General features: G+C 42.2%; 17 protein-coding genes. 4 read left to right on the top strand and 13 right to left on the bottom strand.

What is annotated here, in order from left to right:
- Window positions 1-108: 108 nt before the first annotated feature.
- From H8S37_RS13825 to H8S37_RS13815, 3 genes are all read right to left on the bottom strand, one after another.
- Complete coding sequence (locus tag H8S37_RS13825; protein ID WP_186876652.1) at window positions 109-1,017, bottom strand: putative ABC transporter permease; 909 nt, start codon at window positions 1,015-1,017, stop codon at window positions 109-111.
- A 30-nt stretch (window positions 1,018-1,047) separates the two neighbouring features.
- On the bottom strand, window positions 1,048-1,596 hold the full coding sequence (locus H8S37_RS13820) for an HdeD family acid-resistance protein (protein WP_186876651.1): 549 nt from the start codon (window positions 1,594-1,596) through the stop codon (window positions 1,048-1,050).
- A gap of 245 nt (window positions 1,597-1,841) precedes the next feature.
- The gene (locus tag H8S37_RS13815) at window positions 1,842-3,941 is read right to left on the bottom strand and encodes a sodium-translocating pyrophosphatase (protein ID WP_186876650.1); all 2,100 of its coding nucleotides are present in this window, start codon (window positions 3,939-3,941) and stop codon (window positions 1,842-1,844) included.
- Between the two features lie 416 nt (window positions 3,942-4,357).
- Between H8S37_RS13815 and rpoN the strand changes: the two genes are divergently transcribed.
- Window positions 4,358-5,683: an RNA polymerase factor sigma-54 gene (rpoN, locus tag H8S37_RS13810; RefSeq protein WP_186876649.1), complete on the top strand. Its 1,326-nt coding sequence runs from the start codon at window positions 4,358-4,360 to the stop codon at window positions 5,681-5,683.
- Window positions 5,684-5,983: 300 nt separating this feature from the next.
- Here the strand turns inward: rpoN and glgB are convergent, their stop codons facing one another.
- Entirely contained in the window at window positions 5,984-7,909 is a 1,926-nt protein-coding gene (gene glgB, locus H8S37_RS13805) for a 1,4-alpha-glucan branching protein GlgB (RefSeq protein ID WP_186876648.1), read from the bottom strand.
- 354 nt (window positions 7,910-8,263) lie between these two features.
- Here glgB and H8S37_RS13800 point away from each other — a divergent pair, with 354 nt between their 5' ends.
- A complete protein-coding gene (locus H8S37_RS13800) occupies window positions 8,264-10,036 on the top strand; it encodes a sensor histidine kinase (protein WP_186876647.1) in 1,773 nt (590 codons plus the stop codon).
- Window positions 10,014-11,582 carry a response regulator transcription factor gene (locus tag H8S37_RS13795; RefSeq protein ID WP_186876646.1) on the top strand — a complete coding sequence of 523 codons (1,569 nt, stop codon included), beginning with the start codon at window positions 10,014-10,016 and terminating at the stop codon, window positions 11,580-11,582. Before H8S37_RS13800 ends, H8S37_RS13795 begins: the two co-directional genes overlap by 23 nt.
- Before the next feature lie 18 nt (window positions 11,583-11,600).
- Here the strand turns inward: H8S37_RS13795 and dgoD are convergent, their stop codons facing one another.
- The 8 genes from dgoD to H8S37_RS13755 form a co-directional block, all read right to left on the bottom strand.
- Window positions 11,601-12,749: a galactonate dehydratase gene (gene dgoD, locus H8S37_RS13790; protein ID WP_186876645.1), complete on the bottom strand. Its 1,149-nt coding sequence runs from the start codon at window positions 12,747-12,749 to the stop codon at window positions 11,601-11,603.
- Window positions 12,746-13,393, bottom strand: coding sequence for a bifunctional 4-hydroxy-2-oxoglutarate aldolase/2-dehydro-3-deoxy-phosphogluconate aldolase (locus H8S37_RS13785; RefSeq protein WP_186876644.1), 648 nt, complete (start codon window positions 13,391-13,393; stop codon window positions 12,746-12,748). Before H8S37_RS13785 ends, dgoD begins: the two co-directional genes overlap by 4 nt.
- 43 nt (window positions 13,394-13,436) lie before the next feature.
- Window positions 13,437-14,384 (bottom strand): sugar kinase, encoded by a 948-nt coding sequence (locus H8S37_RS13780; protein WP_186876643.1) that lies wholly within the window; start codon window positions 14,382-14,384, stop codon window positions 13,437-13,439.
- Window positions 14,385-14,421: 37 nt separating this feature from the next.
- Entirely contained in the window at window positions 14,422-17,235 is a 2,814-nt protein-coding gene (locus tag H8S37_RS13775; protein ID WP_186876642.1) for an alpha-L-rhamnosidase, read from the bottom strand.
- Between the two features lie 36 nt (window positions 17,236-17,271).
- Window positions 17,272-18,141, bottom strand: coding sequence for a carbohydrate ABC transporter permease (locus H8S37_RS13770; protein ID WP_186876641.1), 870 nt, complete (start codon window positions 18,139-18,141; stop codon window positions 17,272-17,274).
- Window positions 18,131-19,051 carry a carbohydrate ABC transporter permease gene (locus H8S37_RS13765; protein ID WP_186876640.1) on the bottom strand — a complete coding sequence of 307 codons (921 nt, stop codon included), beginning with the start codon at window positions 19,049-19,051 and terminating at the stop codon, window positions 18,131-18,133. Before H8S37_RS13765 ends, H8S37_RS13770 begins: the two co-directional genes overlap by 11 nt.
- Before the next feature lie 87 nt (window positions 19,052-19,138).
- A complete protein-coding gene (locus H8S37_RS13760; RefSeq protein ID WP_186876639.1) occupies window positions 19,139-20,407 on the bottom strand; it encodes an ABC transporter substrate-binding protein in 1,269 nt (422 codons plus the stop codon).
- 339 nt (window positions 20,408-20,746) lie between these two features.
- The gene (locus H8S37_RS13755) at window positions 20,747-22,267 is read right to left on the bottom strand and encodes a flagellin N-terminal helical domain-containing protein (RefSeq protein ID WP_186876638.1); all 1,521 of its coding nucleotides are present in this window, start codon (window positions 22,265-22,267) and stop codon (window positions 20,747-20,749) included.
- Window positions 22,268-22,589: 322 nt separating this feature from the next.
- Here H8S37_RS13755 and H8S37_RS13750 point away from each other — a divergent pair, with 322 nt between their 5' ends.
- The gene (locus H8S37_RS13750) at window positions 22,590-23,225 is read left to right on the top strand and encodes a PepSY domain-containing protein (protein WP_186876637.1); all 636 of its coding nucleotides are present in this window, start codon (window positions 22,590-22,592) and stop codon (window positions 23,223-23,225) included.
- A gap of 204 nt (window positions 23,226-23,429) precedes the next feature.
- Here the strand turns inward: H8S37_RS13750 and H8S37_RS13745 are convergent, their stop codons facing one another.
- A complete protein-coding gene (locus H8S37_RS13745; RefSeq protein ID WP_207723970.1) occupies window positions 23,430-26,336 on the bottom strand; it encodes an AAA family ATPase in 2,907 nt (968 codons plus the stop codon).
- Between the last annotated feature and the right edge of the window lie 423 nt (window positions 26,337-26,759).

Raw genomic sequence — 26,759 nt, 5'->3', positions numbered from 1 at the left:
GCTTTCCTCCTATTTTTATACAGCTTTATTTTTACCTTTCATACGTCCGGCGGCTCTTTTTCTTATACATACGGCATAGTCCACTTTCGGATTTGTTCTTTATGCTTCTCACAGCAATTTTTTAATATCATCCAATACTTCCTGGTATTTCTTAGAAATCACCTTTGGATTTCTTCTCAAATGTCCCACGATCTTCTTGTACTCTTTTGTCCTTCTTTCACTCATTTTGAGAAGCTCCCTACGGATTCCGTCTTTTAGTTCTATAACATTTTCATTTCCGCTTTTCAAAGCTTCTGCTTTATTCCACAACTCCTCTAAAAGTTTCTTTCTCGCTGTTCTCATAGCCGAAAGATTGTCTGCAAACCGTTCTCTCCTGTTTGCTTTCTTTTGCTCTCTGCTTAATAGATATTGTTGATATTCATCTGACGCAACTGCTGAAATCACCTCGAGACGTTTCTGCATTCTACGTATATAATCCTTGCTCTCCTGTAATTTCTCCAGCATTTCTCTCATATCCATAGCTTCTCTGAAAGAAAGCGTAAAGTCAACACTCATGTATATCGTAAATCCAAATGCCACGCTCTCGCCAATTGTCCCGGGAAGTGCCTGCACAGCCCATTCAACTGGAATATGGATTCCTCTCACCATTATCACAGCAAACAGCCCCCAACCAAGAGATGCCAAAAGACAAATATGGCCGTTCAAATTAAACGGCTGCCTGCTGTAATCCCAATACTTTACTTTAAAAAGCTTTTCCATCCCCCAACCAGTAAAATACTCCAAAATAGTCGCGCCTGTCATCCCGAACAGAAAAATGAGAAACACATTCTCTCTGACTGTTATTGTACTAATCAGCACAGCAAGAGCGCCACATCCATAAATAGGAAGAAAAGGCCCGTTTAAGAAGCCTCTGTTTACCCATCTGCGCTTTTGCACAGAAACATAACAAGACTCCCAAATCCAACCTATAAAGCTGTATATATAAAAAAACAAAAGCCATTGCCACAAAGTATACATTTCTAAATTCTCCTCTATTTTCCCGCACTCTTACTCTTCATTTTCTTTTTCATATTTCCGGAAATAGGCAACGCTGATAATATCACAGACTCCATCAATCACCAAAAAAATTCCAAATACCATAATCAGCGCCGTAGCGGCCTGAAATGGAAAAGCTGTCAAAAATACACCGAACAGAAGCGGCAGAACAGCTGCTGCTACAACTGGAATGTGGTAAGCATTTCCCACTTTCACCATTTCAATCGCAGCAGGTGCTTTTACAATTCCATCTAGAATCAAAGCTGCACCTGTAACAAACGGCAGAAAAGATAGAATTACCGCAGGGCTGAATATTCCTATCAACCCAATCACAGCAAACACAACACCTACGGCAAAGTCTCCTATCGCCAGATACCCTTCCAATCTTTTCTTTCTCCATCTGTAAAACCGTACTGCTGCATAAACCAGGGAAACTACTGCCAGTCCCCTGGTAAATAACATTCCACTCATCTCTGGATATATTGCCAGTATCATTCCAAGTATAATAAAAGCAATAGACGTCCACAACGCAGATCTCCTTATTTTAAGATACTGTCTCATTTAACCTGCCTCCGTTCTTTTAATTATAACAGATATTTCCGAGATTCCCTATAATTTTATTAATTACTGAAAATACTATCCCCTAAATGGTACACTGCAATACATTCCCTCCAGGATAATGAGCTTCATTTGACAAGGTATATAAAAACCTAAAATATGCAAAAAGAAAGAGTGATCTTTACAAAATACCACTCTTTCTCTTTTATTATTTCTGTTTCAAAACGAAGCTTTTTCACATTTTAATACTAAAAGATATGATAGTTGACCACCAATGCTGCAAATACAATGGAAACCATTGACAACAGCTTAATCAGGATATTGATAGATGGTCCTGACGTATCCTTGAACGGATCTCCAACCGTATCTCCCACAACAGCCGCTTTATGACACTCACTGCCTTTGCCGCCATGCGCTCCGCCTTCAATGTATTTTTTTGCATTGTCCCAGGCGCCGCCGGCATTTGACATAAACACTGCCATTAAAAATCCAGTAGATGTAGAACCTGCCAACATTCCGATCACACCATTATATCCAAGAATCAAACCTGTTACTACAGGGGTGACAATCGCCAGAATTGTCGGAAGAATCATTTCTTTTAAACTGGATTTTGTACAAATGTCAACGCAAGTCTCATAATCTGCATCTGCCTTTCCTTCCATCAGTCCTGTAATTTCATGGAACTGACGTCTTACCTCTACAACAATACTCTGTGCCGCACGTCCCACAGAAGACATCGTAAGAGCCGCAAATACAAATGGAAGGCATGCACCGATAAAGATACCAACCAAAACAGCAGGATTCATTACACTCATATCCAGCTCTACACCTGCACCGCCTACTTCCTGCACTTTCTCGACATATGATGCAATCAGTGCCAGTGCTGTCAATGCTGCCGATCCGATTGCAAATCCCTTTCCTGTTGCTGCTGTTGTATTTCCAAGAGAATCCAATGCATCTGTACGTTTTCTTACTTCTGGATCTAACCCTGCCATCTCCGCGATACCGCCTGCATTGTCTGCAATCGGTCCATAAGCGTCTGTGGCAAGTGTAATTCCTAATGTAGACAGCATACCAACCGCCGCAAGTGCGATTCCATAAAGCCCTCTTGTAGACTCTATGAAACCGCCCGAAAGCGTATATGCCGCCATAACACAGATTGCAATAATCAAAATCGGAATCGCTGTGGACAACATTCCGAGACTTAACCCGCCTATGATAATTGTCGCGGAGCCTGTCTCTGATTTAGACGCCAGGTTCTTTGTTGGTTTATATGTGTCTGATGTAAAATACTCTGTAAAAAATCCAATCAGAACTCCTGCCAGAAGTCCCCCAAGAATTGCAAAGTAAAATCCAATAAAATCTTTGCCCAAAATAAACCATACAAGCGGGAACGCCACAACTGCTATAATAACAGCACTCGTATTCGTTCCTCTTCTAAGCGCCTTCAAAAGTGTACTCTGATCTGTGCTCTCTCCTGTTTTAACCAGCATAGAGCCTAAAATAGACGCAAGCACTCCGACTGCTGCCAGAATCATTGGAATAACTACTGCATTAACCCGGTCTACAGATTCTATTTTATTAAATGCAATTACTCCCAGAGCACATGCAGACAAAATAGAGCCTACATAAGATTCATACAAATCTGCGCCCATTCCTGCAACATCCCCTACATTATCGCCTACATTGTCGGCAATAACTGCCGGATTTCTCGGATCGTCCTCTGGGATTCCAGCTTCTACTTTCCCTACCAGGTCAGCTCCAACATCTGCCGCCTTCGTGTAAATCCCCCCTCCTACACGGGCGAACAGTGCCATTGAGGAAGCGCCCATTCCAAATGTCAGCATCGTACTTGTAATATCTTCGATTGGAAGATCAAATACAAGGCGGAGCAGAAGATACCAGATGGATATATCCAGAAGTCCCAGTCCTACCACTGTAAATCCCATAACTGAACCTGCTGAAAAAGCCACTCTTAATCCTTTGTTCAAACCTTTCTGACACGCCGCAGCTGTCCTTGCGTTTGCCCTTGTTGCAATCTGCATTCCAACGAAGCCAGATAGTCCGGAAAAGAATCCCCCTGTAATAAACGCAAACGGAACAAACCATGTCAAAAGCCCAAGAGCTGCCATCACTGTAAGAATTACGAACATTCCTGCAAAGAACGCTATCAAAATACGATACTGTCGTTTCAGATATGCCATCGCCCCTTTATGAATAGACGCTGAAATTTTCTTCATTACATCATTTCCCTCAGGAAAACGCAGAACCTTTTGTGCTCTGGTTCCTGCGAACAGGAGCGCAATGATGGAACCGCATAGTGTCAGTAGTGCTAATTGATTGTCCATTTAATTTCTCCTCCATTCCTCTCTTTATTAAAAACCTTTGTCGTCTATTGTATCACTTTAGCACAATAATGTGTAGATTTTTAAAATATTTTTTTATTCTTAGCACAATTTTAATTTCAGTTCAGCCATCTGCTGGCAGGAGACGAATTTACGCTTGCATAAAAATCCGACGACTGATATATAGATGTACCAAGCGCCCGTCAATGAATAAAACAGTGGCGGTAACCACAATAGGCACGAAGTGCGGTTTTATGAATGGCGTGGGCTGTTACTAATTCCATACAGATTCCAAAATCTGAACCTTTTAAAAATATTCCAAAAATGATATGATAATTTATACCCGTTAGGGTATAGCAATTTAAATGAAAGTATTTCAACACAGAAAAACAATAAAAATACGAAAGTGGTGTTTTACTATGAGCCTAGATTTAACCTTACAGCAGCGTCAGCAGCTGTCCCAGTCACAAATACAGTCTCTGGAAATCCTCGCAATGGACAGCATTGAACTGAATCAGCTCCTAAAAAATGAATATCTTGAGAATCCAATGATGGAACATAATGGAGACACTTCTGAAAACAGCTATTCTGAACCTTTAACCTCTTATTATGAGCCATCTGGCAGCGCTTACATCTCTACAGATGAGGAGGATCGGCGCAGCCGAGATTTTTCAGCCCCAAAAGAAAATACTCTTGAGGAGTATCTGTTATCTCAGCTTGACATGAAACTATATTCTCACCAGGAATGGAAGCTTTTTATTTATCTGATTGGCTGCCTGGATGACAGTGGTTTTTTTACTATGCCGGTTAAAGAGGTCGCCGAAAAAAATAGCGTCTCTGTTGATTTTGTAAAACAGTGTCTTTATACACTACAGCAGCTGGAGCCTTATGGCATTTTTTCACCCGGGCTCCAGGAAAGTCTGCTTCATCAGCTAGATGCGCTAGATATAAACAGTGAAGTCTTAACACAGATGATACTCTATCACTTAAATGATATGGCAGAAGGTAAAATCAGTAATATTTCCCGTTCCTTGCATATTCCCACAACAGAGGTGCGGAAAAACATAGAAATTATTACACGTTTGAATCCCCGCCCCCTCTCTGGGTTTAGTTCTGGCACAAACAGCTATATTATACCCGACATCATCTTTGAAAAAGAAGCTGATAACTGGACGATACGTCTCAATGATTCCTGGGTCGGAAATTACTCATTAAACGATTATTACCTCAAAATGATGAGTTCCTCTTCTGATACAGAACTCATTTCCTATTTCAAAGAAAAGCTGCGCCGCGTTCAATTTATTTTGAACAGTATCGAGCAACGACGACAAACCATCCTTTCTATTGCAGAAATCATTCTGGATATACAACGCGATTTCTTTGAGAACAACGCGGCTCTCATTCCTATGACCATGTCTGACGTCGCCAACCGCGCGGGTATCCATACCTCCACTGTAAGCCGCGCAGTAAAAGGTAAATATCTGCAGTATACAGGTGGAAGTCTCTTTTTAAAGAACCTGTTCGCTTCATCTGTCTCCTCTCACGATAACGCAGACATTACACCTATGGTGGTAAAACAGTTTATTAAAGAATTTATCGAATCAGAAAATAAAAAGAAGCCCTACAGTGATCAGACTCTTGTAAAATTACTCGCAGAGCAAAATGTCCATGTCTCAAGAAGATCTATCGCCAAATACCGGGAAGAACTAGGAATAAAAGGAAGCTTCGACAGAAGAGTAATATAAAGTTAACTGGCAAAAATACCTTCCTCGTTTGGAAGGCAACTTTGCTAGTTAAATTTTATAAATAAGAGAGCGACTTCACACTGCCACGAGTTCCCAACCAGAAAAATTTGTTTACTTCCGCTCGGAAATACATAGCAGTGTGAAGCCGATTTCTTCCGTTTGGAAATATAAACTTAAGCTGGCGAAAGTGTAAGCGAGGGAGGGAGTATGTTGCAAAAGCGAGGAATTTCGGCGAAGCCCTGACGAACGTTGCAATACACTCCCTCTTGCGCGGATCATTTTTGTCAGTTAACTTTATATTCAAAATTCAAATACCGCTACTCCATATGCCGGCAGTGGATATGCGAAGGAGTATTTTCTGCCGTCACATTCTTTTTTTACAGCTTTATAAATTTCCGGTCTTACTTCTCCCTTACCGCCATATTTTATATCATCACTGTTTAGAATTAATTTATATTGTTTTCTGCGCGGAACACCCACGCAATAGTCCGGTCTTTCTACCGGCGTGAAGTTACAGACAAACAGAAGGTTTTTCTTTCCGTCCTTAGAGTGTCTCACAAAACTAAAAATACTGCGGAAACCATCATTTGCGTTGATCCATTCAAACCCTTCAGGATCTGTATCCAGCTCATACATTGCCCTGTTTTTCTTATAAAGATGCAGCAAATCACGATACCATGCCTGTAACTGCTGATGCGGCAGTTCTGACAGAAGGAACCAATCCAGTTCTCTTTCCTCGCTCCATTCACGCAGCTGACCAAATTCTTGTCCCATAAACAAAAGCTTCTTCCCCGGATGCCCCATCATAAAAGCATATCCCGCTTTCAGATTCGCAAATTTATCAAAACCTTCTCCTGGCATTTTGTTGATCATGGAGCATTTTAAATGCACTACTTCATCATGTGAAAGTACCAGAATATAATTCTCACTGTATGCATAAGACATGGCAAATGTCATCATATGATGTGCATTTTTACGGAACAGCGGGTCTAGCTTCATATATTCTGTAAAATCATGCATCCATCCCATATTCCATTTCAGGCTAAATCCCAGTCCATCTTCCTCCGGAGTCCCCGTCACTTTCGGCCATGCCGTAGACTCCTCTGCAATCATAACACAGCCATGATTTCTGCCGAGTACTACCGAGTTTAAATGCTTAAAGAACGCAATTGCTTCCAAATTTTCGTTTCCGCCGTATTTGTTTGCTGTCCATTGTCCGTCCTGCTTGCCATAATCCAGATACAGCATGGAAGCCACCGCATCTACCCGCAGACCGTCCACATGGTAATGTTCAATCCAGAACAATGCATTTGCAATTAAGAAATTCTGCACTTCCGGCTTCCCATAATCGAAAATCTTCGTTCCCCAGTCCGGATGTTCTCCTTTTTTAGGATCTGCATATTCAAACGTCGGAGTGCCGTCAAAATCGGCCAGCCCATGTACATCCCTTGGGAAATGTGCCGGAACCCAATCCAAAATCACGCCGATTTTATTTCGGTGCAGGTAATTAATCATATATGCAAAATCTTCCGGTGTTCCATACCGTGATGTAGGCGCATAATATCCTGTTACCTGGTATCCCCACGAGCCGTCAAATGGATGCTCTGCTATTCCCATCAGCTCTACATGTGTATATCCCATTTCCTTTACATATTTCGTAATTGCCTTAGCAAATTCCCGATATGTGTAGAAGCCCTCATCCTCTCTTCCCGGATGTCTCATCCAGGAACCTGGGTGCACCTCATAAATAGACATGGGACTTTTCTTATTGTCCCACGTTTTACGTCCTTCCATCCATAGCTGATCTGTCCATTTTAAATTATGGATGTCTGTAATTCTTGAAGCTGTTCCGGGACGGAGTTCTGCATAATTAGCAAACGGATCTGCTTTAAAAATCCGTTTTCCCTGTTTTGTCTCAATACAATATTTATACAAATCTCCTTCTTTCGCCTCAGGAACAAAGCAGGTATATATTCCTACCGGCTCCTGTCTCTCCATATAATCTGCCTCAAAATCCCAGTCATTAAACTCACCCACGACCGCAACCCTTCTTGCATGAGGCGCCCACACAGCAAAATACACGCCACTTTTTCCATTTCTGACCGCCTTATGGGCGCCCATCTTCTGGTAGATCTCATAATGTGTCCCCTGACCAAAAAGATACTGGTCAAGTTCTCCGATTTCATAAGGAAGAACTTTCTTTTGTTTGCTTTTCTTCTTTCCCATAAGCCCACCTCACAGCTCGTTTTTATATAGTCTCATTATACTTTATATACCCAAAAAATAAAAGGAAAAGCAGCGCCTTTCTTTACTTTTCTGTAACATTTCAGCCTTACAGTGTGCGGGAAGCATAAAACATGCCTGCATGTTTTTGCGAGTGTACATCTGTATGAGCTTAAACGCCCATCAATGAGTAAAACGGTGGCGGCAGCCACGATAAGCACGCAGTGCAGTTTTACGAATGGCGTGGGCTGAACTGTTACACTTTTCTTTGATACGAAAGATTGTTTATGATAAAATATAAACAGTACTTACATACTGTTTTTATTAAAATACAGCTTATTAAAAAGAGGATATGTCATGTTATATAAAATAAGACACTATTTTAAAAATGTTATCAGCCGCCTGTCCATACGTCAAAAAATGTTAATTGCTCTGATCACATGCATTATCATTCCCATGGTTTTGCTCGGTTTATACACTGCCCTTCGTGTTATTGATTTAAGTGCGCAAAATCAGTATGAGGCACAAATCAGTCAGCTTACTAAATCTGCCAAAGAATTAGAAAATTTATGCACCATGGCAGAGCAGGAGGCACAGTCTCTTGCCTATGACAGCTCTGTGCAGGCAATCGCAGAGGGGAGTGCCTCTGTCATGGATTACCGTACTGCTTCAGAACGTATGACGGCAGCCAGTGATAAAATTGACTATTGCAGTTGTATTGCTGTTATCCGCGATGGAAAAATATTGTTTCAACGCGGCGAACAATATCTTTCTGAAGTTTCATCATCTGGTCAAGAGCAAACGCAGCCTCTCTCCAAATGGGAAAGTTCATCAAATGTCTTTTTTGAGAGAGGTATTCATTCATTTCTATTAGATGAAATCATATATGAAACTACAATTTTGCAGGATATGACCTACAACAAGCAAGGTACAGTCCGCATATATCTGGATGTTTCACAAATCCTGGAAGCCATAGCCCCAACCGGATCAGAAGGAGAAACTGCCATTCAAAATGTTCTTGTCTGTACACCAGATGGCAAGATACTTTTTGAAAAAGAAACAGAATCAAGAGACGGGGAACAATTTATTCATCTTTTGGAAAGCCAGGACAGACTCTATAGTTCAGGCTATTTTTCTGTCTCAGCGACAAGCAGGCAAATGGTTTTGTACGCAAGATGCGAAACTGGAGGATGGTATCTCGTCCAGACAATGGACAAACTGAATATCTATGATACACAGCTCCTTTATATTTTGGGTGTCTTGTTCTTTTGTATTGTATTTGGCGTTGTTTATGGAATGATACAGAATAAGACAATTTTAAATCCTTTGCAGCGGCTTTCTCACCGGATTAATATTGTAAAAAGCGGTGTGCTCGAAAAAGAATCTTACGAAACAGCCTATGATGAAATTGGAAATGTCGAACGTGGATTTGAAGATATGGTCTCCCATATCAATGATTTGATCAATCAGGTATATTTACAGACAATAAAAACTAAGGACGCAGAACGTGAAATGCTGCTCGCCAAAATGAATCCTCATTTTCTATACAATGCCCTTGATTCTATCCATTGGCTTGCTTATCAGAATAAGGATTACGAAGTCAGCGAACAGCTGGAAGCCCTTGCCGATATATACCGTCATATTCTCCAGTTTGACAAAAATATTATCTCTGTCAGGCAGGAGGTGGCATTTATTGAAAATTATCTCTTTCTTCTGGAGTGTCAGATGGGAGACCGGATTGATTTTGTCTTAGATATACCTGAATCACTCTATACCTGTAGAATTCCAAAGCTTCTGCTTCAACCTCCCATTGAAAATTCTGTAAATCATGGACTAAAAGATGTCCGCCAGGGAGGAAAGGTAAAAATCCGGATGCGCCGGAAAGCAAAAGATTTAGAAATTGTAATTTTGGATAATGGTATTGGCTGTGATTCTAAAAAGCTTATGGAACTCATCCAAAACAGTACAGGACATACTGCATTCGCCCTTCGAAATATCAGTGAACGGATACGCCTTACTTACGGCGATGGTTATGGGCTCACAATATATAGCAAGAAAAACTGGGGATGCATGGTAAAAATAAAGATAAAAATTGAGGAGGAAAGCAATGAAGCTAATGATTGTGGATGACAACCTGCAAGTCCGTGAAGGCATCGCGTACGGAATTAACTGGCAGGAATATGGAATAGATGATGTCTGCGCATGTGCAGACGGATTAGAAGCCTGGCAGAAAATAAATGGTTTCTCTCCGGATATTATCATAGCGGATATATGCATGCCCAATATGGACGGAATCGAACTTCTGGAAAAAGTGCGAACTCTGGACAAATCTTGCCGCTATATACTTCTAAGTGCCTATTCCGAATTTGAATATGCGCAGAAAGCCATTCGCCTGGGAGCTGACGACTATATTCTAAAGCCTGTCAAACCCCGGAAGCTGATTGAACTCGTTATGAAAAATGTCCGGGTTCTGCTGGATGTAAGACAGGAAAGCCGCGATTACTACAATGTATACGAAAAAATTTTTATAAACACTCTTCTTGCCGGGAAAAGAATCGACAGTACAAACCGCTTTAAAAAATTTTTAGAATATAAATACAACCTTATATTAGAAAGCAATCTCCTCTTTGCCGCTGTTTTAAAAGTAGAACGGGCAGATTCTTCTGATATAAAAGTACCTGTTCCAGAACTCCCCCACTCCGCTTTAGCCGGACTTTTGGATCAGACAAAATGCCTGCTCCCCCTTCCTTTGGATGGACACTCTTTTTTGCTGCTTGGAAAAGGGGATTATTCAAAGCTGGTTGCTCATACCATCTTTACGGAATTAAGAAATAAAATAAAACAGCTAAACACAAGCTTCACAGATAAAAATATTAAGATTACCGCAGGCATTTCAGATACTGTCAGTATTTCAGAAATCCACTGCGCCTATTCGCAGGCGGTCTCAGCCCTTGATATGGCATATTATGAACTCCCCGGCTCTGTGCTGTTTTATCAGGACTATCAGACTGTCACTATGCCAGAATTTCAGGAAACAGTTCAAAAAGACTATATAGAACAGATCACTTCCTGTATACTCTCCGTAAACCAGGAAGAATTATCCCATGTCTTTGAAGCCTTTGAAAAAGAATGTCGTCAGAAACAATATAAACCGTCTGATATTGCCGCCTTTTTTAAGCGTCTGTATTTTTATGTCATCCGGCATACGAAATTAGAAGCCAGCCTCGAGTTCGAGCAAAGCCTCCTGGCCTCTCATACACATTTTGATACTCTCTTTCATACATTCGTTAAATTTGTCCTGCGGTCTTTACAAAATAATGCTTTACTATCAGCAGATTCCTATTCGAATATCATACAAAACATCTGCGTCTATTTAGGCGATCATTTCAAGGAGCCTCTGACGGTAGAGTCCGTTGCAGAAAAATTTAACCGGACGCCTAATTATATTTCGGCAAAATTTAAAAAAGAAGTCGGAAAAAGTTTCACCGACTACTTAGTTGAATTGAGAATACAAAAAGCTACCGCCTTGCTTACATACACAAATAAATCTATCAGCGAGATTGCCAGTGAAGTAGGCTTTAACAGCTATACCTATTTTTCAAAAACATTCCGGAAATACACCGGCAAAAATGCCGGTTCTTTCCGAAAGCCCTCTGCCCCCCCCCCACACACATGATACATAATGGGTTTTCATTTACCATTCCGCAATCGAACCATCCGCATGATGCCAGACCGGATTTTTCCAGCTATGGGGATTCTTATTTTCCTCCAGCACGAGAGCCTTATCAACCTCTACCCCCAATCCCGGAAGCTTGGGCAGTTCCACAAAGCCATCCTTAAACTGGAAGTCTTCTTTATTTTTCACATAATCAAGCACGCTCTTGCCTACATTGTAGTGAATCCCCATACTCTGTTCCTGTATCACCGCATTATGGCAGACCGCGTCTACATTTAAGCAGGAAGCAAGCGCAATCGGCCCTAACGGACAGTGAGGCGCCAGCGCTACATCATAGGCTTCTGCCATTGCGCCTATTTTTTTAACTTCTGTAATTCCTCCTGCATGGGAAAGATCCGGCTGAATAATATCTACCCCTCCTGCGCAAAACAGGCGTTTAAAATCCCATCTTGTGTACAATCTCTCTCCTGTCGCGATAGGGATGTCGCAGGAAGCCGCGATTTCTTTGAAATCTTCCATATTTTCACAAAGTACCGGCTCTTCTATAAACATCAGATCAAACTCTTCTAACTTCTTGGCGAGAATTTTTGCCATTGGCTTATGTACACGTCCGTGAAAGTCCACCGCTATGCCAAAATATTTTCCGCATGTATCCCGGATAGCTCCCACACGGTTCAGCACAGCGTCTATCTTCTCATAGGTGTCAATATATTGCAGCTCCTCTGTGGCGTTCATTTTCACCGCCGTAAACCCTGCGTTCTTCTTTTCCAGCGCAGCCTGTCCCACATCAGACGGGCGATCTCCTCCGATCCAAGAATACACCCGCATCTTGTCTCTCTGCGCCCCTCCCAGCAATTCATAGACCGGAGCTGAAAAATATTTGCCCTTAATATCCCACAGCGCCTGATCGATTCCTGCGATAGCGCTCATCAGTACGCCGCCGCCGCGGTAGAAGCCAGCGCGGTAAAGAGTCGTCCAGATTCTCTCAATGTCTCCTGCCTGCTGCCCCAGCAGGTATTCTTTCATTTCCTGTACACATTGAAGCACTGTTGCAGTATGTCCTTCCAACACCGCTTCTCCCCAGCCTGTATATCCATCGTCTGTCAGAATCTCAACAAATCCCCACCTGGGGCGGACGAAATATGTATTTACTTCTGTTATCTTCATGATCTGACACCTCCTATTTTTCTCACCAGTTCCCTTACATATTCTGTGCCGACATTCCATTCTTCTCTTTCCACAATATCCTTCGGCATCATATTGCTTCCCAATCCAACTCCGATATATCCGTTCTTAAAAAATTCCTGGATATTCTCTTCATTTACTCCTCCGATCGCCACATATTCTGTACCGTCCAAAGGACCTTTCAGACTTTTCACATAAGACATCGGCATCTCTCCCGCCGGAAATAATTTAATGTCCCTATAGCCATAGCTCATACACGTAGTAACCTCTGAAGGAGTCATTGCCCCAGGCAAGAATGCAATCTGGTTTTCATCGCAGTACTTCAATACCTGTATGTCTGTAGAGGGTGACAGCAAAAAGTCCGCTCCGGCTTCCATCGCATTTTTCGCCAGTTCTTCTGTAATGACCGTTCCGGCACCCACCAAAATATCATTCTGAAACCTTTCTTTTAGTTTCCGTATCTGCCCCAATGCGTTTTTTGAATTTAAAGCGACCTCAAAAAAAGAAACGCCGCCGTCCATTACCGTCTGTACATACTGCTCCAGCTTTCCATCTTCTACATTGCGCAAGATAGCAAGAAGTGGATTTACTTTTAAAATTTCTCTAAAATCTGCTCTTTCTAACATATTGTTTCCTCTATTTCCCAATTGCCTTTAAATGCGGCTGCTTTTATCTAAATATTTCCTGCTCTCCATTTAAAATCTGCTTCATCTGTATTTGTGTCGGGTACCCCTCAAAGTCTCCCGTAACCTCTGTGGCTAGCGCTCCGCACACTGCGCCCATTTTTCCGCATATGTCAAGAGGCTTTTCCTCTAAAACTCCACATAAGAATCCAGCATTAAATCCATCCCCTGCTCCTATTGTTTCCTTCGGATGGCAGGGATAAGGCGGGATTTCTTCGATACTCTTTCCATCTGATACAAAAGCGCCGTTTGCGCCATCCTTTATAGCTGCGATTCTTGCGTTTCCTTTGACAAATAACCTATGAAAAATCTTGTCTTTATCACGTGTTTCCAGTAAAATTTCGGCCTCATCTAACCCTATCAATACAATCTGCGCCTGCATCGTATAATTTCTAATCAGTTCGCTATAGTCTTTATCTCCCCATAGCTTTTTGCGTATGTTTGGGTCAAAAGACACCTGAATATTTTTCTGATGTGCAAGTGCAAATAATTTGTCCACAGCTTCCTTGCAGCTTTTACTTAATACAGGCGTCACTCCCGTAAGATGTACAATCTTTACTCCCTGCAGAAATTCTTCCTGTACGTCCTCTGTCTGCATATGACTGGCAGCCGAATTTTCCCGGTAATAAAAAACCTTCGTTCCTCTCTCGTCTATCTCCTTTAACATTAGTCCCGTATGATAGCCGGAATCTGTTTTTACTCTGTTTACCTCTACTCCTTCCGCACGAAGCGTATGTAAAATGAAAATCCCCATTTCATCCTCTCCGATACGGGAAAGGAAAGAAGCAGTGTGCCCCAGCTTACATACTCCGATCGCCACATTACTTTCTGCTCCGGCTGCTTTTAACTGGTATCTGTCGTGATAATGCAGCGGACCTGTCCCCTCCGGCACCAGAACAGCCATTGTTTCCCCTGCTGTCAGTATCTCAGGCATACTTCTTAATTCCTCCTTCATTTCCCATCGTGCATGTTTATTTCTCAATTCCGGAAATATATTCCTCGATTTCCTTTAATACCTCGTCACCAAGTCCCAGCCTTGTTCCAATTCCAAGGAAAAACGGCAGCTTGCTCATTTCTTTTAACGTCATCTTCTGAATCTCCGCACCATCCACCTTTTCCAGCATAGGCACTTTTTGATAAAGATACTCTTTGAGTGCCGGATTTTTTATCATCTCTTTTACACTGTCTTCCAGTGAATAGTGTGCTTTAAACGTTTTCTGCAAGACATATGAATAACAATAATTTCCCGCTTTTCTTATAATGGTTCCTTCATACTGTATAACACTGCCATTTTCTTTTACTTCTCCTCCTACAAATGGAAGTATAATTTCTGCCTCTGCTCCAAATGGGATTTTTATTTCAAGCTGGAATTTGTCTCTATCGTCCTGTTTTTCTATCTTCCATTGAATCAGATACGTACCGCTTGCACTTTCAAACTGATATTTTATATGTCCTATCTTTGCCGCAGGTATCGGCGCTATCTTGACTCTCTTATATCCTGCTCCATCTTTGGCCGGACGCAGCCCTGCTATATGGTGATAGATCCATGCCTCTACTGAGCCGTTTGCATAGTGATTCAGAGAGTTCATTCCTGAACTGCTCATACTTCCGTCCGGATTTAAAGCGTCCCATCTTTCCCACATCGTCGTAGCGCCCATTTTTACCGGATACAACCAGCTCGGGAACCCTTCGTCCAGAAGAATCTGATATGCCATATCATTTCTGTCACACAGAGAAAGAGCCTCCAGCAAGAAAGGGGTTCCCACAAAGCCTGTTTTGAGACTGCCTCCATCCTTTTTCATCCTGCGTATGAACTGTCCCTTTATCAGTTCCTTCTGCGCTTTCTCCTTTACAATTTCAAATACAAGCGCTACGATATACGCCGTCTGTGTATCAATCGCAAGGCGTCCGTTTCCCGTAAAATATTCCTTTAAAATTTCCTGCCGTATTCCCTCTGCTTTATCCTGATAATACCGCGCATCTTCTGATTTTCCCAGTACCTCTGCCGCCTTTGCCAGTAAGCTTGTAGAATAATAAAAATAAGCAGAAGACACATAAAATACATCCGTTCCTCCGGTAGGCATATGATAACAGCCGCCGTCCATAGCAAGCCAGTCCCCATAATGGAAACCATTTTCCCAGAGATTAGGATTTGTGCCGTTTCTTCTGTTTTCACTGTCAATATAGCTAATCCATTCTTTCATACTTTCATACTGTTCTTCCAGAATAGACGTATCGCCATATATTTCATACAGCTTCCAGGGAATAATGACTGCCGCATCTCCCCACGCTGCGGATGTTCTCTCATTCCTTCCGACAGAGGGAACAATCTGCGGGACCAGTCCTTTTGTCTCCTCCTGTTCCAGCGCAATATCATGCAGATATTTTCTGAAGAACGGATAACATTCCATATTCAGGCACGCTGTTTCCGCAAAAATCTGCGCATCCCCTGTCCAGCCCATTTTCTCGTCTCTTTGCGGACAGTCAGTCGGAATATCCAGGAAATTTCCCTTTTGACTCCATAAAATATTTTTCATCAACTGGTTCAAAAGTTTGTGTCCCGTTTCTAAACTTCCTGTCATTGACAAATCACTGTAAAGTACATGCCCTTCAAAATCTTCCAGACACACGTCTTTTATTCCGCTCACTCTGATATACTGAAAGCCGAAGAAGCATAACCTTGCATGAACACGCCTTTGTGTACCATCTGAAATATATACATAACGTGCCTTTGCGGTACGGTAATTCTGGTTGTAAAAGCACTGGTTCTGCAATACTTCCCCATGTTCAAGCAACACCTTTGTTCCCCGCGGCTCCCTGCACACGAAACTGACATATCCGGTCATATTCTGTCCCATATCGATCACAGTCTCGCCTGCCGGCGTATGCAGAATCGCTTTTGGTTTTACTATTTCCATAACCTTTACAGGAACACCGAGACGCTCCTTTAATACCGCTTTGTCCAGCAGCCCTTTTTTCACCGGATACTCCTGTGTATTTTCAAATGTAGCGTCATAGACTTCCCCGTCATACATATCTGTCTCCAGTATCTGACTCTTTTTTACTGTCCATGTCGTATCAGAAGATAAAATGCATACTCCGTCCGCATATAAGTCTGTTACCAGTTCAAACTGTTTTCCAAATCTGTATGTATCATTCTGGCGGTATCCGTACATTCCTTTATACCAACCGTCTCCCGCGCTGATTTCTATACTGTTTTCACCGGCTTTTAAATATGAGGAAATATCATAGGTCTGATATTGTACATACTTCTCATACACAGTGAAACCCGGCGCAAGCATTTCATCCCCTACGCGCTCTCCGTTCAAAAAAATCTCATATACTCCCAGACAGGCGATATACAGTCTGGAAATCTCGGGGCGTTTCTCTAAATAGAAGCTTTTCTGATAAACCGGCTGCACGCCCTCGTCAAAACAAGGAGAGATACTGATTCCCCGGAAAGGAACATCCATCAGCCCGGTTTCAAACCATGCCGCATCACTTTCTTCTGTATTTCCCTTCTCATCCCACACCTGCACTTTCCAGTAATACCGCGTACAGGGACTTAACTTTACGTCCAGGCGGGTCCCTGTACCAGATACCTCCCTGCTTCTTCCGGTATCAAAAACAATATTCGTAAATTCCGGATCTTTTGACACTTGAATCCGGGCGCTGTCCTGGCACTGTCCTTCCTCATTCTCTGTTAAATAAGAGGCAGTCAGCGTCTTATACCAGTATCCCAGAGGATTTATAATATGATTGATTCGCAAATTATAAATTTTCATAGATGTATCCCTCCTTTTTTCTGTCTGTTTTATATATTAGCCCTTTACGCTCCCCGCAGTAAGTGAAGAGACAAAATATTTCTGTAAGAAAAGGAACACAACATATAGAGGAATAATAATCATACAGATCGCCGCGCACAGCAGAGGCCAGTCTGTTCCAAATTCACCCTTGAAATTCATAAGTCCTACAGTCAGAGGCAGCCCTTCTGTCGTGGTAAGCGTCGCTGTGTTTGCCCACATCAGTTCTCCCCACACGAACGTAAAATTCATGACAATACAGGTAGCCAGGGCTCCCTTCATCAACGGCAGTACAATCTTAAACAGGTTTCTTATTTCACCGGAACCGTCAATACGCGCCGCTTCCAATAATTCCTTCGGAATCGTATCAAAAAAATTCTTTAAGATAACTGTTGTTCCCGGAATAGACCATCCTACATACGCCAGAATAATCGGTAAATATTTTACTCCCAGTATACCCATACTGGACATCATTTTGTACAGTGGTATAATAATTGTCTCTGTCGGAAGAAGCTGGATTGCAAAGCATGCCATAATGATTGCTCCCGAGCAGGGAATACGTAACCGTGCAAGAGAATACGCGGCCATCGTGGAAATGATTTCAATCGAAATCAAAGAACACGCCGCAATGATAATACTATTCATAAAATATTCTCCAATATGCCCCTGTGAAAATGCTTTTACAAAATTATCAATTCCTATCTGTTTAGGCAGTGCCCATATATTCGCGAAAAATTCGTCCAGTGTTTTAAAAGATGTCATCAGTGAGAACAAGATAGGGAATATCCAGACTACGACCATGGCAATCAAGACAACCCTGCATACAATTGCAAATACAGAAATCTTCTTCTGATGCGTCTGCTTCATAACTGCGGTCTTAGTATTCATATTTTTCGCCTCCTATTCCTTTTCTTAAAATAAATAGGATTATAACAACGATCAACGCATAAAATACACTGTTAGCCGATGCAAGTCCATATTTATTAAACATAAACGCCTGCTCGATAATCTTTAAAGGCGCCGTCTTGGAAATATCCCCAGGTCCTCCTCCTGTCATCGCGAATACAATATCATACGTCTTAAATGCGCTCATCACACACATAGACAGTGCAAGCTGAATAGTCGGTCTAAGCAGGGGCAGGATAATATAACGTATTTCCTGCTTATATGTAGCGCCATCCAGCTTAGAAGATTCAAACAGGTCTGTAGGCAGTCCAATCAACCCTGTGTATACCAGCATCATAACAGTACCGCTGCTTCTCCAGCCCTGGACAATACCAATCACAACCAACACCAGGCCCTTCTGTGCCAGCCATGCCTGCTGCAGATTTCCTAGTCCGATCGCCGCCAGCATATTGTTCAGTAATCCTTCGTCTGTTGCAAGTACAAGAGTAAACAACAACCCTACAACTGAAAGAGGAAGCATAACCGGACTATAAAATACGAAACGATAGATCGCCCCTTCCACTCTAGTTACTTTATAAATCAGAAGGGAGGTAATAATTCCAAATGCCATAGAAACAACCGTCGCTATTAAAGCAATTACCAAGGAATACCCTATCGCTTTCATACTGGCGTCGTCCGCAAACAGTGCCTTATAATTGGAAAACCCGGTAAACTGCATGTCTGTCACGCCGTTCCATTCATTAAAACTCAATACAATATTCCACACCACCGGAATAATTGTAGCAAACATAACCATTGCCAGAGCGGGCAGACTAAACAGCCCGCCAATAAGCTGTAGTTTTCGTGTAGTCGATATTCCCGCCCGTCCTGCTTCCACTTTTCTGCCTGTCAATTTAACTCCTCCTTTTTATCGCTTAACATAGTTACTGCCTCAAAACATGTGTTTCGAGGCAGTAACAAATCAAGTTCCTGTTTACTATTAATTACTTACTGCCGCCTCTCTGAGTGCTTCTAGTTCATCCAAAGCAGCTTCTCCATTATAAATATAATTTGCCGGCATCTGATTTTGTAAGTAATCGGACAATTCTGCACTGACATTAATGATCTCAGTCGGATAAATCTGGTCTGTGCATCTAGAGATCGCAGTCATCAGTTCTTCATCAATCTCTGCTCCCTCTGCTATCTTAGCTGTCGGGACCTGTCCTCCCTCTGCACGAAATGTATTGATCTCCTCACTGGTAAGGAATTTCATTGCTTCTACAGCACCGTCTACATTCTTCGCGCAAGTCGGAATAAAGTATCCGTCGCAGCCGCCAAGCAGCGGATTGGTCGGATTGTCTCCCATTGCCGGATAATCACAAATTGTATAGTCTGTAATACCGGAATTGTCCAGCGCTACTTTAATAGATGTTGTCGGGAAGAAAGAAAATCCTACTTTATGGGAAGACATTGCTCCATATAGTTGGTCTGGCGTAACAGCAAGAGCGCCTTCTCCCGGATAGAAAAGTCCTTCGTCAAACACCGCTTTTACCATGTCCATCGCTTCGATAATCTTTGGATCTTTGAAAGAAACCTCTCCTGCATTCCATGCATCCAGTTCCTCATCCGTATCCCAAATTTGCATTTCCGCATTTCTTACGAGCCAGCATGCATATTCAGCCTGCACTCCTGCTCCGGAAGCATCGGTATTTTCCTCAATCCTTCTGCATAAGTCAAGGAACTCGTCCCATGTCATCTGCTCTTTAATCTCACTGTCGTCAATTCCTGCCGCACGCGTCACTTCATAGTCTACGATCATTGCCGGATACACTGTCTTATATGGTACATTATATAGTTTTCCGTCATATGTTCCTATGTCCAACATTCCTTCGTTAAATGTAGCTGCCCACTCGTCATCCATATATTCCGTCAGATCTGTCGCCAGGTCTACGGAGGTAAAGCTGTTCATCTGATTCGGCCAATATTGAACCAAGTCAATCTGTTCATTCGCCGCAGCAGCTGTTTTTACTGTCTGTTCCACATTTGCTGAATTCCATGTTTTCGTAACAATATTATACTTATCGCCCAATTGATCAATCAGCTTTTTTTCTACAGCTTCATTTACTTCACCTGGATTTGTAATCATAATAACCAAATCCTGTTTCCCATTTGAATCCTTTTTACTTTCCTTGTCTGATGATCCGCATCCTGCCATAGAAACAACCATCATACCTGCCAACAATGCGGCAAATAGTCTCTTTTTCATCATATTTCCTCCTCATTTTTATATCTTCTTCAGAGCGCTCTTGATTATGAATATATTATATTAGACATTTTTATTGTTTTTTAATACAATATTCTATAATAATATATAACTTTTCTATATTTTTCATTTAAGTAAAAGAGTAAAAAGGATTGTTATAAAAAGCCAATTGCATACTCTGCATAAATATAAGCTCCTTTTATGAGTAAAAGCACATAAAAAATCAGGAGAAATCCTTCTTATTTATGGATTTCTCCTGATTTTTCTTATCAAAGGGGGCGAAAACGCCCCCTTTTATCTGATATTTCTCTCTGCACAACTACGTCTGCCCGTTTTTATACTGCATTACTGTAATAACTGGAGAACGCCCTGCGGAATCTGGTTTGCCTGCGCAAGCATTGCCTGGGAGGACTGTACCAGAATGTTATTCTTCGTGTAAGCCATCATCTCCTCGGCCATGTCTACATCACGGATACGGCTTTCTGCTGCTGTCATGTTCTCTGTTGTCACACTTAAGTTATTGATGGTGTGTTCCAGACGGTTCTGGATCGCGCCCAAATCACCGCGTGTAGAGGATACCATGTTGATCGCGTTTTTAATGACATCTACGGCAGCCTTTGCTCCCGCCTGTGTGCTGATGTCCAGGTTCGCGATTCCGAGAGAATTCGTGTCCATCGCTCCGACGGATACTGTAAGCTGGTTGAAATCATCTGATGTGTCGCCAATCTGCAATGTCAGCCCGCCTTTTGCTGAACCGTCTGTAGACTTGCTGATCTTCAGCTTCGTTCCGTCTGCTGACGCGTCAATGCCGTATTCCTTCAACTGTTCTGCAATGTTCTTTACAGAATCCGCATCAAAGTTGTTCGAAGACTGGTCTACATAGATCGCCTTCACGCCTGTCTCCAGATCCGGATTGCTTCCTCTCACCACAATCTGGAATTTCTGTCCATCTATCTCAATCACATTATCCTGATACTTTCCATCTGTAGCAGTAATGGCAGTATTTGTCAAGTCTACTTCAAAAACGTCTGCTTTTCCTGCTGTCAACGTGCCTATCGTAGGAGCCGTTGTTGTTGCTTTCCCGGCGTCTAGCTGTTCAACGGATATAATTTGTGTCTGGTCTGCTCCCTTTTCTTTTGCCGCTATTGTAATCTTCCCATTGCTTGCGGTCACATTATAGCCGTCGCCGAATACTTCCTGCAACGCCTTAGCTGCTGCAGTAGCATTATCTGCCGCTGTCGTAGAACCTGTAAATGTAACTGTCGCACTCTGTACGTTTCCGTCCTTATCCAGATATTTAAAGTTGAGCGTTTGCTCATTATTAGCCTTAGCTGCTGCCTGTAATGTGAGCTCCTGTGAGAATGTAGCTCCACCTGATGCAGTTACAGTTGCCGCTGTGTTTCCAAATGTTGTGTTTACTGTCGCCGCTCCGTCTTTCGCAGCCAGGGAGCCATCCAGCAGATTGATTCCGTTGAAGTTTGTGGATTCAGAGATACGGTTGATCTCGTCTTTTAAGGACTGCATCTCTTTTTGCAGGTTTTCACGGTCTACCTCATCCTGATAGGTTCCGTTTGCGGACTGGTCTGCCAGCTCTACCATACGGTTTAACATAGAGTGTACCTCTGTCAGAGCGCCCTCTGCTGTCTGTACGAGGGAGATACCGTCGTTCGCGTTTTTCTGCGCTGTCTCAAGACCTGTGATCTGTGCTCTCATCTTTTCGGAGATCGCCAGCCCTGCCGCGTCGTCTCCTGCACGGTTGATCTTGTAACCGGATGAAAGCTTCTCTAAGTTTTTAGATACCGCGCTGTTGTTGTTTGTCAAATTGCGGTAGGAATTTAATGCCGCTATGTTGTGTTGGATTCTCATAAGTTTACCTCCTTGTTATGAAACGGGGTTATCCTTTACCCCTGCATTTATCTCATTACGCGGTGTCGGCCGATACACCGCGCGGTGAAACCGCCGTCTGAGGAAAAAGCTTTCCTTTTCTGTCTCATATGTTATTCCTGTCCCAGAAGGGGCACGTCTACCTCTCCTTTTTAGCGCCGCTTCATCACGCCGCCTATTTTATATATCGCCCCCCCCCCTAAAAAACTTAAGTATTTAATGATATTTTTTAATCTTATTTTAATTTTTGTCTTTCATAATAAACACATAAAAAGTAAATTCATAAACAAAAGGAGAAAATACTATGAATAAAAAAATCGTTACTTTATTATTGGGAACCGCACTTACTGTATCTGCTCTGGCAGGATGCCAAAATGCTGATTTAGCCGAAGCGCCGGCACAAGACAAAAGCACCACTGCCTCCAACTCTTCCGCCGGCAACAGCCAGTCGCCGCAAAATAGCAATTCCGTCAATCGTTCTTCCGCTCGTACACAAAATGGTATTTCTGCAGATGAAGCTAAAACAATCGCGCTGAATCAGGCCGGAGTATCTGAAACCGATGCTCTTGCCGTAACAGTCCTTCAAGATTTCGACGATGGTTTTTCCCTCTATGATGTAGATATTTACACACCGGATATAGATTATGATTATGAGATCAATACGGCAGACGGCACTATCTTAAAGCAGGACATGAAATACACAGATAAAGTGGCTAATATCCAGTCCCAAACAAGTATTACACCTGAACAGGCGCAAAACACCGTCCTGCAAAAAGTATCTGGCGCTACAGAAAAAAATCTTCGTATGAAGCTGGATTTTGATGATGGCAGATACAGTTATGAAGGAGAAATTATCTATAACGGTATGGCATATGATTTTGACATGGACGCAGAAACAGGAACAATTTATGGGTGGGAACAAGAAACACTTCAATATTAGAAATACTCCGTCTTCTCTGATTGCTCATACCGGACAGAGCACTTAGTTTACCGGCAAATATTCCAATACTCTTGAGAGCCGGAAATACTATTATACTGAAAGCAAAAAAGAGCCTGTTCAGGATGTTCACTATAAAACACCTGAACAGGCTCTTTTCATTTTTGTGACTTACATTGTTTGCCGCCAACTTGCAAAGCTGTGCCTCTAAATATTAAAGTCCTTCTCTGACAGCAGAATCCTGTCCGCATCATCCGTATTTCTTCCAAATACTCTTTTTACAAGTTTCTTGGCAGAAGCTTTCTGGGAATGTTGGATCGCCTCATCCATAACTTCCTTCACTTCCGCAACTGTAACAGCATGATCCTCTCTCTGTAAAGAATCAATTCTGCTGTAAAGCGCTAAAATTCCCATCTCATCAATCCGGTAGCCATTCTCCTGTGCATATGTCTGGCCAAATGTAACGAGCTCATCATTGATAAAAATCGGTACTTCCAGACGGCTGGTAAATTTCCGTCTGAATTCTCTGTTAGAAGAGAGTAGTCTGTCTAGTGGTTTGCGCTGTTCTTCCAATACAATAAGCAGTTCTCCTGTGTCACGTTCCATAGCCTTGTTCAATCTTGCAACTGTTTTCTCATTCATTTTGCCAGCTTTTTCGATAATAAGCGCTCCGCCATACAGTTTATTAAAAATATCACTAATCTTCTTTTTATTCAGAGAATCGCCTGTTACAATCGCAACCTTTCCTTGACGGATATTTCTCTGCTTTTGAATTGCTTTCACGACATCTACTGCCAGAACAGTCTTTCCATTTCCTTTGTTTCCGATAATTAACAGATTACCTGTTCTGGAAGTTCCTTCTCGGTTTGTACAGTTTCTGTCCTGTTCAAGAACATCCACAAGCTGTTCACTCATACCGCGTACCGGCACGAAATAAGAGAATAGCTTCTTCTGTTCTTCTGTCAAACCTGCACGTGTACCAATTCCACTCTGTGTTTTCAAATCATAACGTCCATGTACGACAAACCCTGTATCTGACATTGACAAAGCATCCGATATTTCATCCAGTGGAAGCGGAGCTGTCTTTCCTGTCGCAATCATCTTTGCCGTTTCTTTTCTGCTCAACGGCGTTGTCGCAGACAGAATATCCATTCCATCATCGTCATCATCTGGAATTTCCCTGTCGTCCGGCTCCATACTGTGTTTCGGATTCGGGCGGAATTCTTCTTCCAAATCGATTTTCTCTCTTTCCTCTGTTACTTCTTCGAATCCATCTTCCTCCAAAGCCTCGTCTTCTGATAGTTCTTCCGCATCCTCTTCCCAGACTTCCTCTCCCTCATCTTCAAGAAAGTCTTCGGCGTCTTCTATAATCTCATCATCTTCGTCCAGAATATCATCTGCACTGTTGCCCGCAAATTCAGTATCTGCATCTTCTTCCTCAGCATCGTCCAAAAATTCTTCTTCAATGTCTTCTTCTAAATCATCATAAAGTATCTCTTCTTCCTCTTCATCCAGAAATTCTTCTGAGTCATCCTCTTCCAGCCATTCTTCGGAATCATTTTTTATCAATTCTGCTTCCTCTGAAATCTTTGGCATATTCTCTTCAACAGACTCCTCTTCTTCATACTCTTCCTCATCGAGTACATCATCGAAGTCTTCAAATTCTTCTGTCTCATCATCAACCCGAAGTTCCTCTGCCAATCTGCCCATATTCTCATGCGGAAGATCCTCTTCTTCCTGTATGACAGGTGCCGGCTTTGGTTCCTCTGGCGGAATAACCCCCTCTATCTCATCAATCATACGTTGAATATCCGGCGGAAGAATCGGCTCTGCCGGCTTCTTTGACTTCTCTGCGGCTAAGTCAGCTTCTTTTTCCGTTTTAGCCGGCTTTTCCTGTACAGACGCACCTTTGGTCTGACTTTCCCAGTCCGCAAAAATATCTTCAAAGCTCATCTGCCCCTCTACCTGCTCATCAACCTCTTCTGCCTGTTCTTCCACAGTTTCCTCTTTCTTATTTCCCGCATCAGCAATTACTACATTGTCATCCATACGCTCTTCTGCCTCGTCCTCTATTAGCTCGTCGTCTTCCAATTGTTCTGAATCATCAACGGTAAGCTCTGTAACTGCACCTGAAACAGAGACAGATCTTACCTTTTCCTTTTTCTCCTGTACTGCCTCTTTTTCTTCTGCAATCTCATTTACAATATTCAAATCTACTACAGATTCTATCTCATCAATGGCATCTTCCAATCCTGCCATCTCATTTTCCTCTTCCTGCGCTTTATCCTTTTCCGCCTCTGACGGATGAAGCAGCTTTTGCAGCGCCTCGTCCAGGCGCATCGTACTTCCTATCTTATTTTTTTTGACTGCTTCCTCTGCTTTGGTTTCCTCCGCCGCTTTAGAGACAGTATTATCTTCTTCGCTCTCTTCTGCCGCTTTGTCCTCTTCTGCCTGCTCTGTATCCAGTTCTTCTTTTTGTTTTTTCTTCTCACTGTATTCGATAATATCAGGCATTTCCTCCGTCTCCGAGGACAGCTTTTCATATCTGTGATCATACTTTTCCTGCTGTGATGGGGTCAGCGGCTTATATTGCATTTTCAGTTCCATTGCTTTATACACATACTGACCTTCGCTGAACCACAAAATTAAATCGTCACACTCTTCCAGACATTCTGCTGTCATTCCGGCTTCCTGGTACAGCTTTGCCAGCTCATATGCCCACTCTTCTATATACTCTGCTTTCTTAAACTCTTCCAAAGATTCGATCTGCTGTTCAATAGGCGCTCTCTGTGCGCGCAGAATCTGGTATCTGAGAATATGCTGATTTGGATCTTTCGGTGCTACCTGCATAAAATCATCATAGTAGTCGATTGCCTCATCTACATTTCCCGTTTTCAACGCAAGCGTACACAGACGGTAAATCACCTTTCTGCTCCCCTCAGCACGGTGATAGGCAATATTCAGTACATCATAACTTTTTTGATACTCTCTGTTTTTCTCATATATGTCACTGACATTTGTCAGCATAGTCACATTCCGCACTCTCTTCCAGTCAATCGTATCCGCGATTTCAGCCGCTTTATTATATGCACCGTCTTCCATAAGTTCAAGCATTTGTTCTGTCTTTAACTTATATTCATACTTGTCCACTGCGCTCACCTCATTAAATATTTATATTCTTTCTCTCTGCCGTATCTGTCTAATTCCACTAAGCGATAATTCTCTCACTAGTTTAACATACGACTTCCGTAATGTCAAAAAAATGCATCCTCAATTGACATTGAAGATGCATTTTAATATTTATTTAATTTTTTCATTATCTTTCTATAATATATCGGAGGAACCATCGTAATTTTCATTGTTCCTGTAAGACCTTTACCATTTGTTATTGATTAATTGGTCGATTTATTAAGACCAGCTTACTAAACCTACCCTCCTTCAATACTATCTTTTTATAACTAAAATCCTTTGCTTTCCTGTCTCGTCAGCATTGGTACTATCACATATTTTAAAGAGTCCGTTAAGTTATTCTTCCTA

This window comes from Mediterraneibacter hominis (assembly GCF_014287475.1).
Taxonomy (GTDB): domain Bacteria; phylum Bacillota; class Clostridia; order Lachnospirales; family Lachnospiraceae; genus Mediterraneibacter; species Mediterraneibacter hominis.
This window is presented reverse-complemented; position numbering and strand designations above follow the sequence as displayed.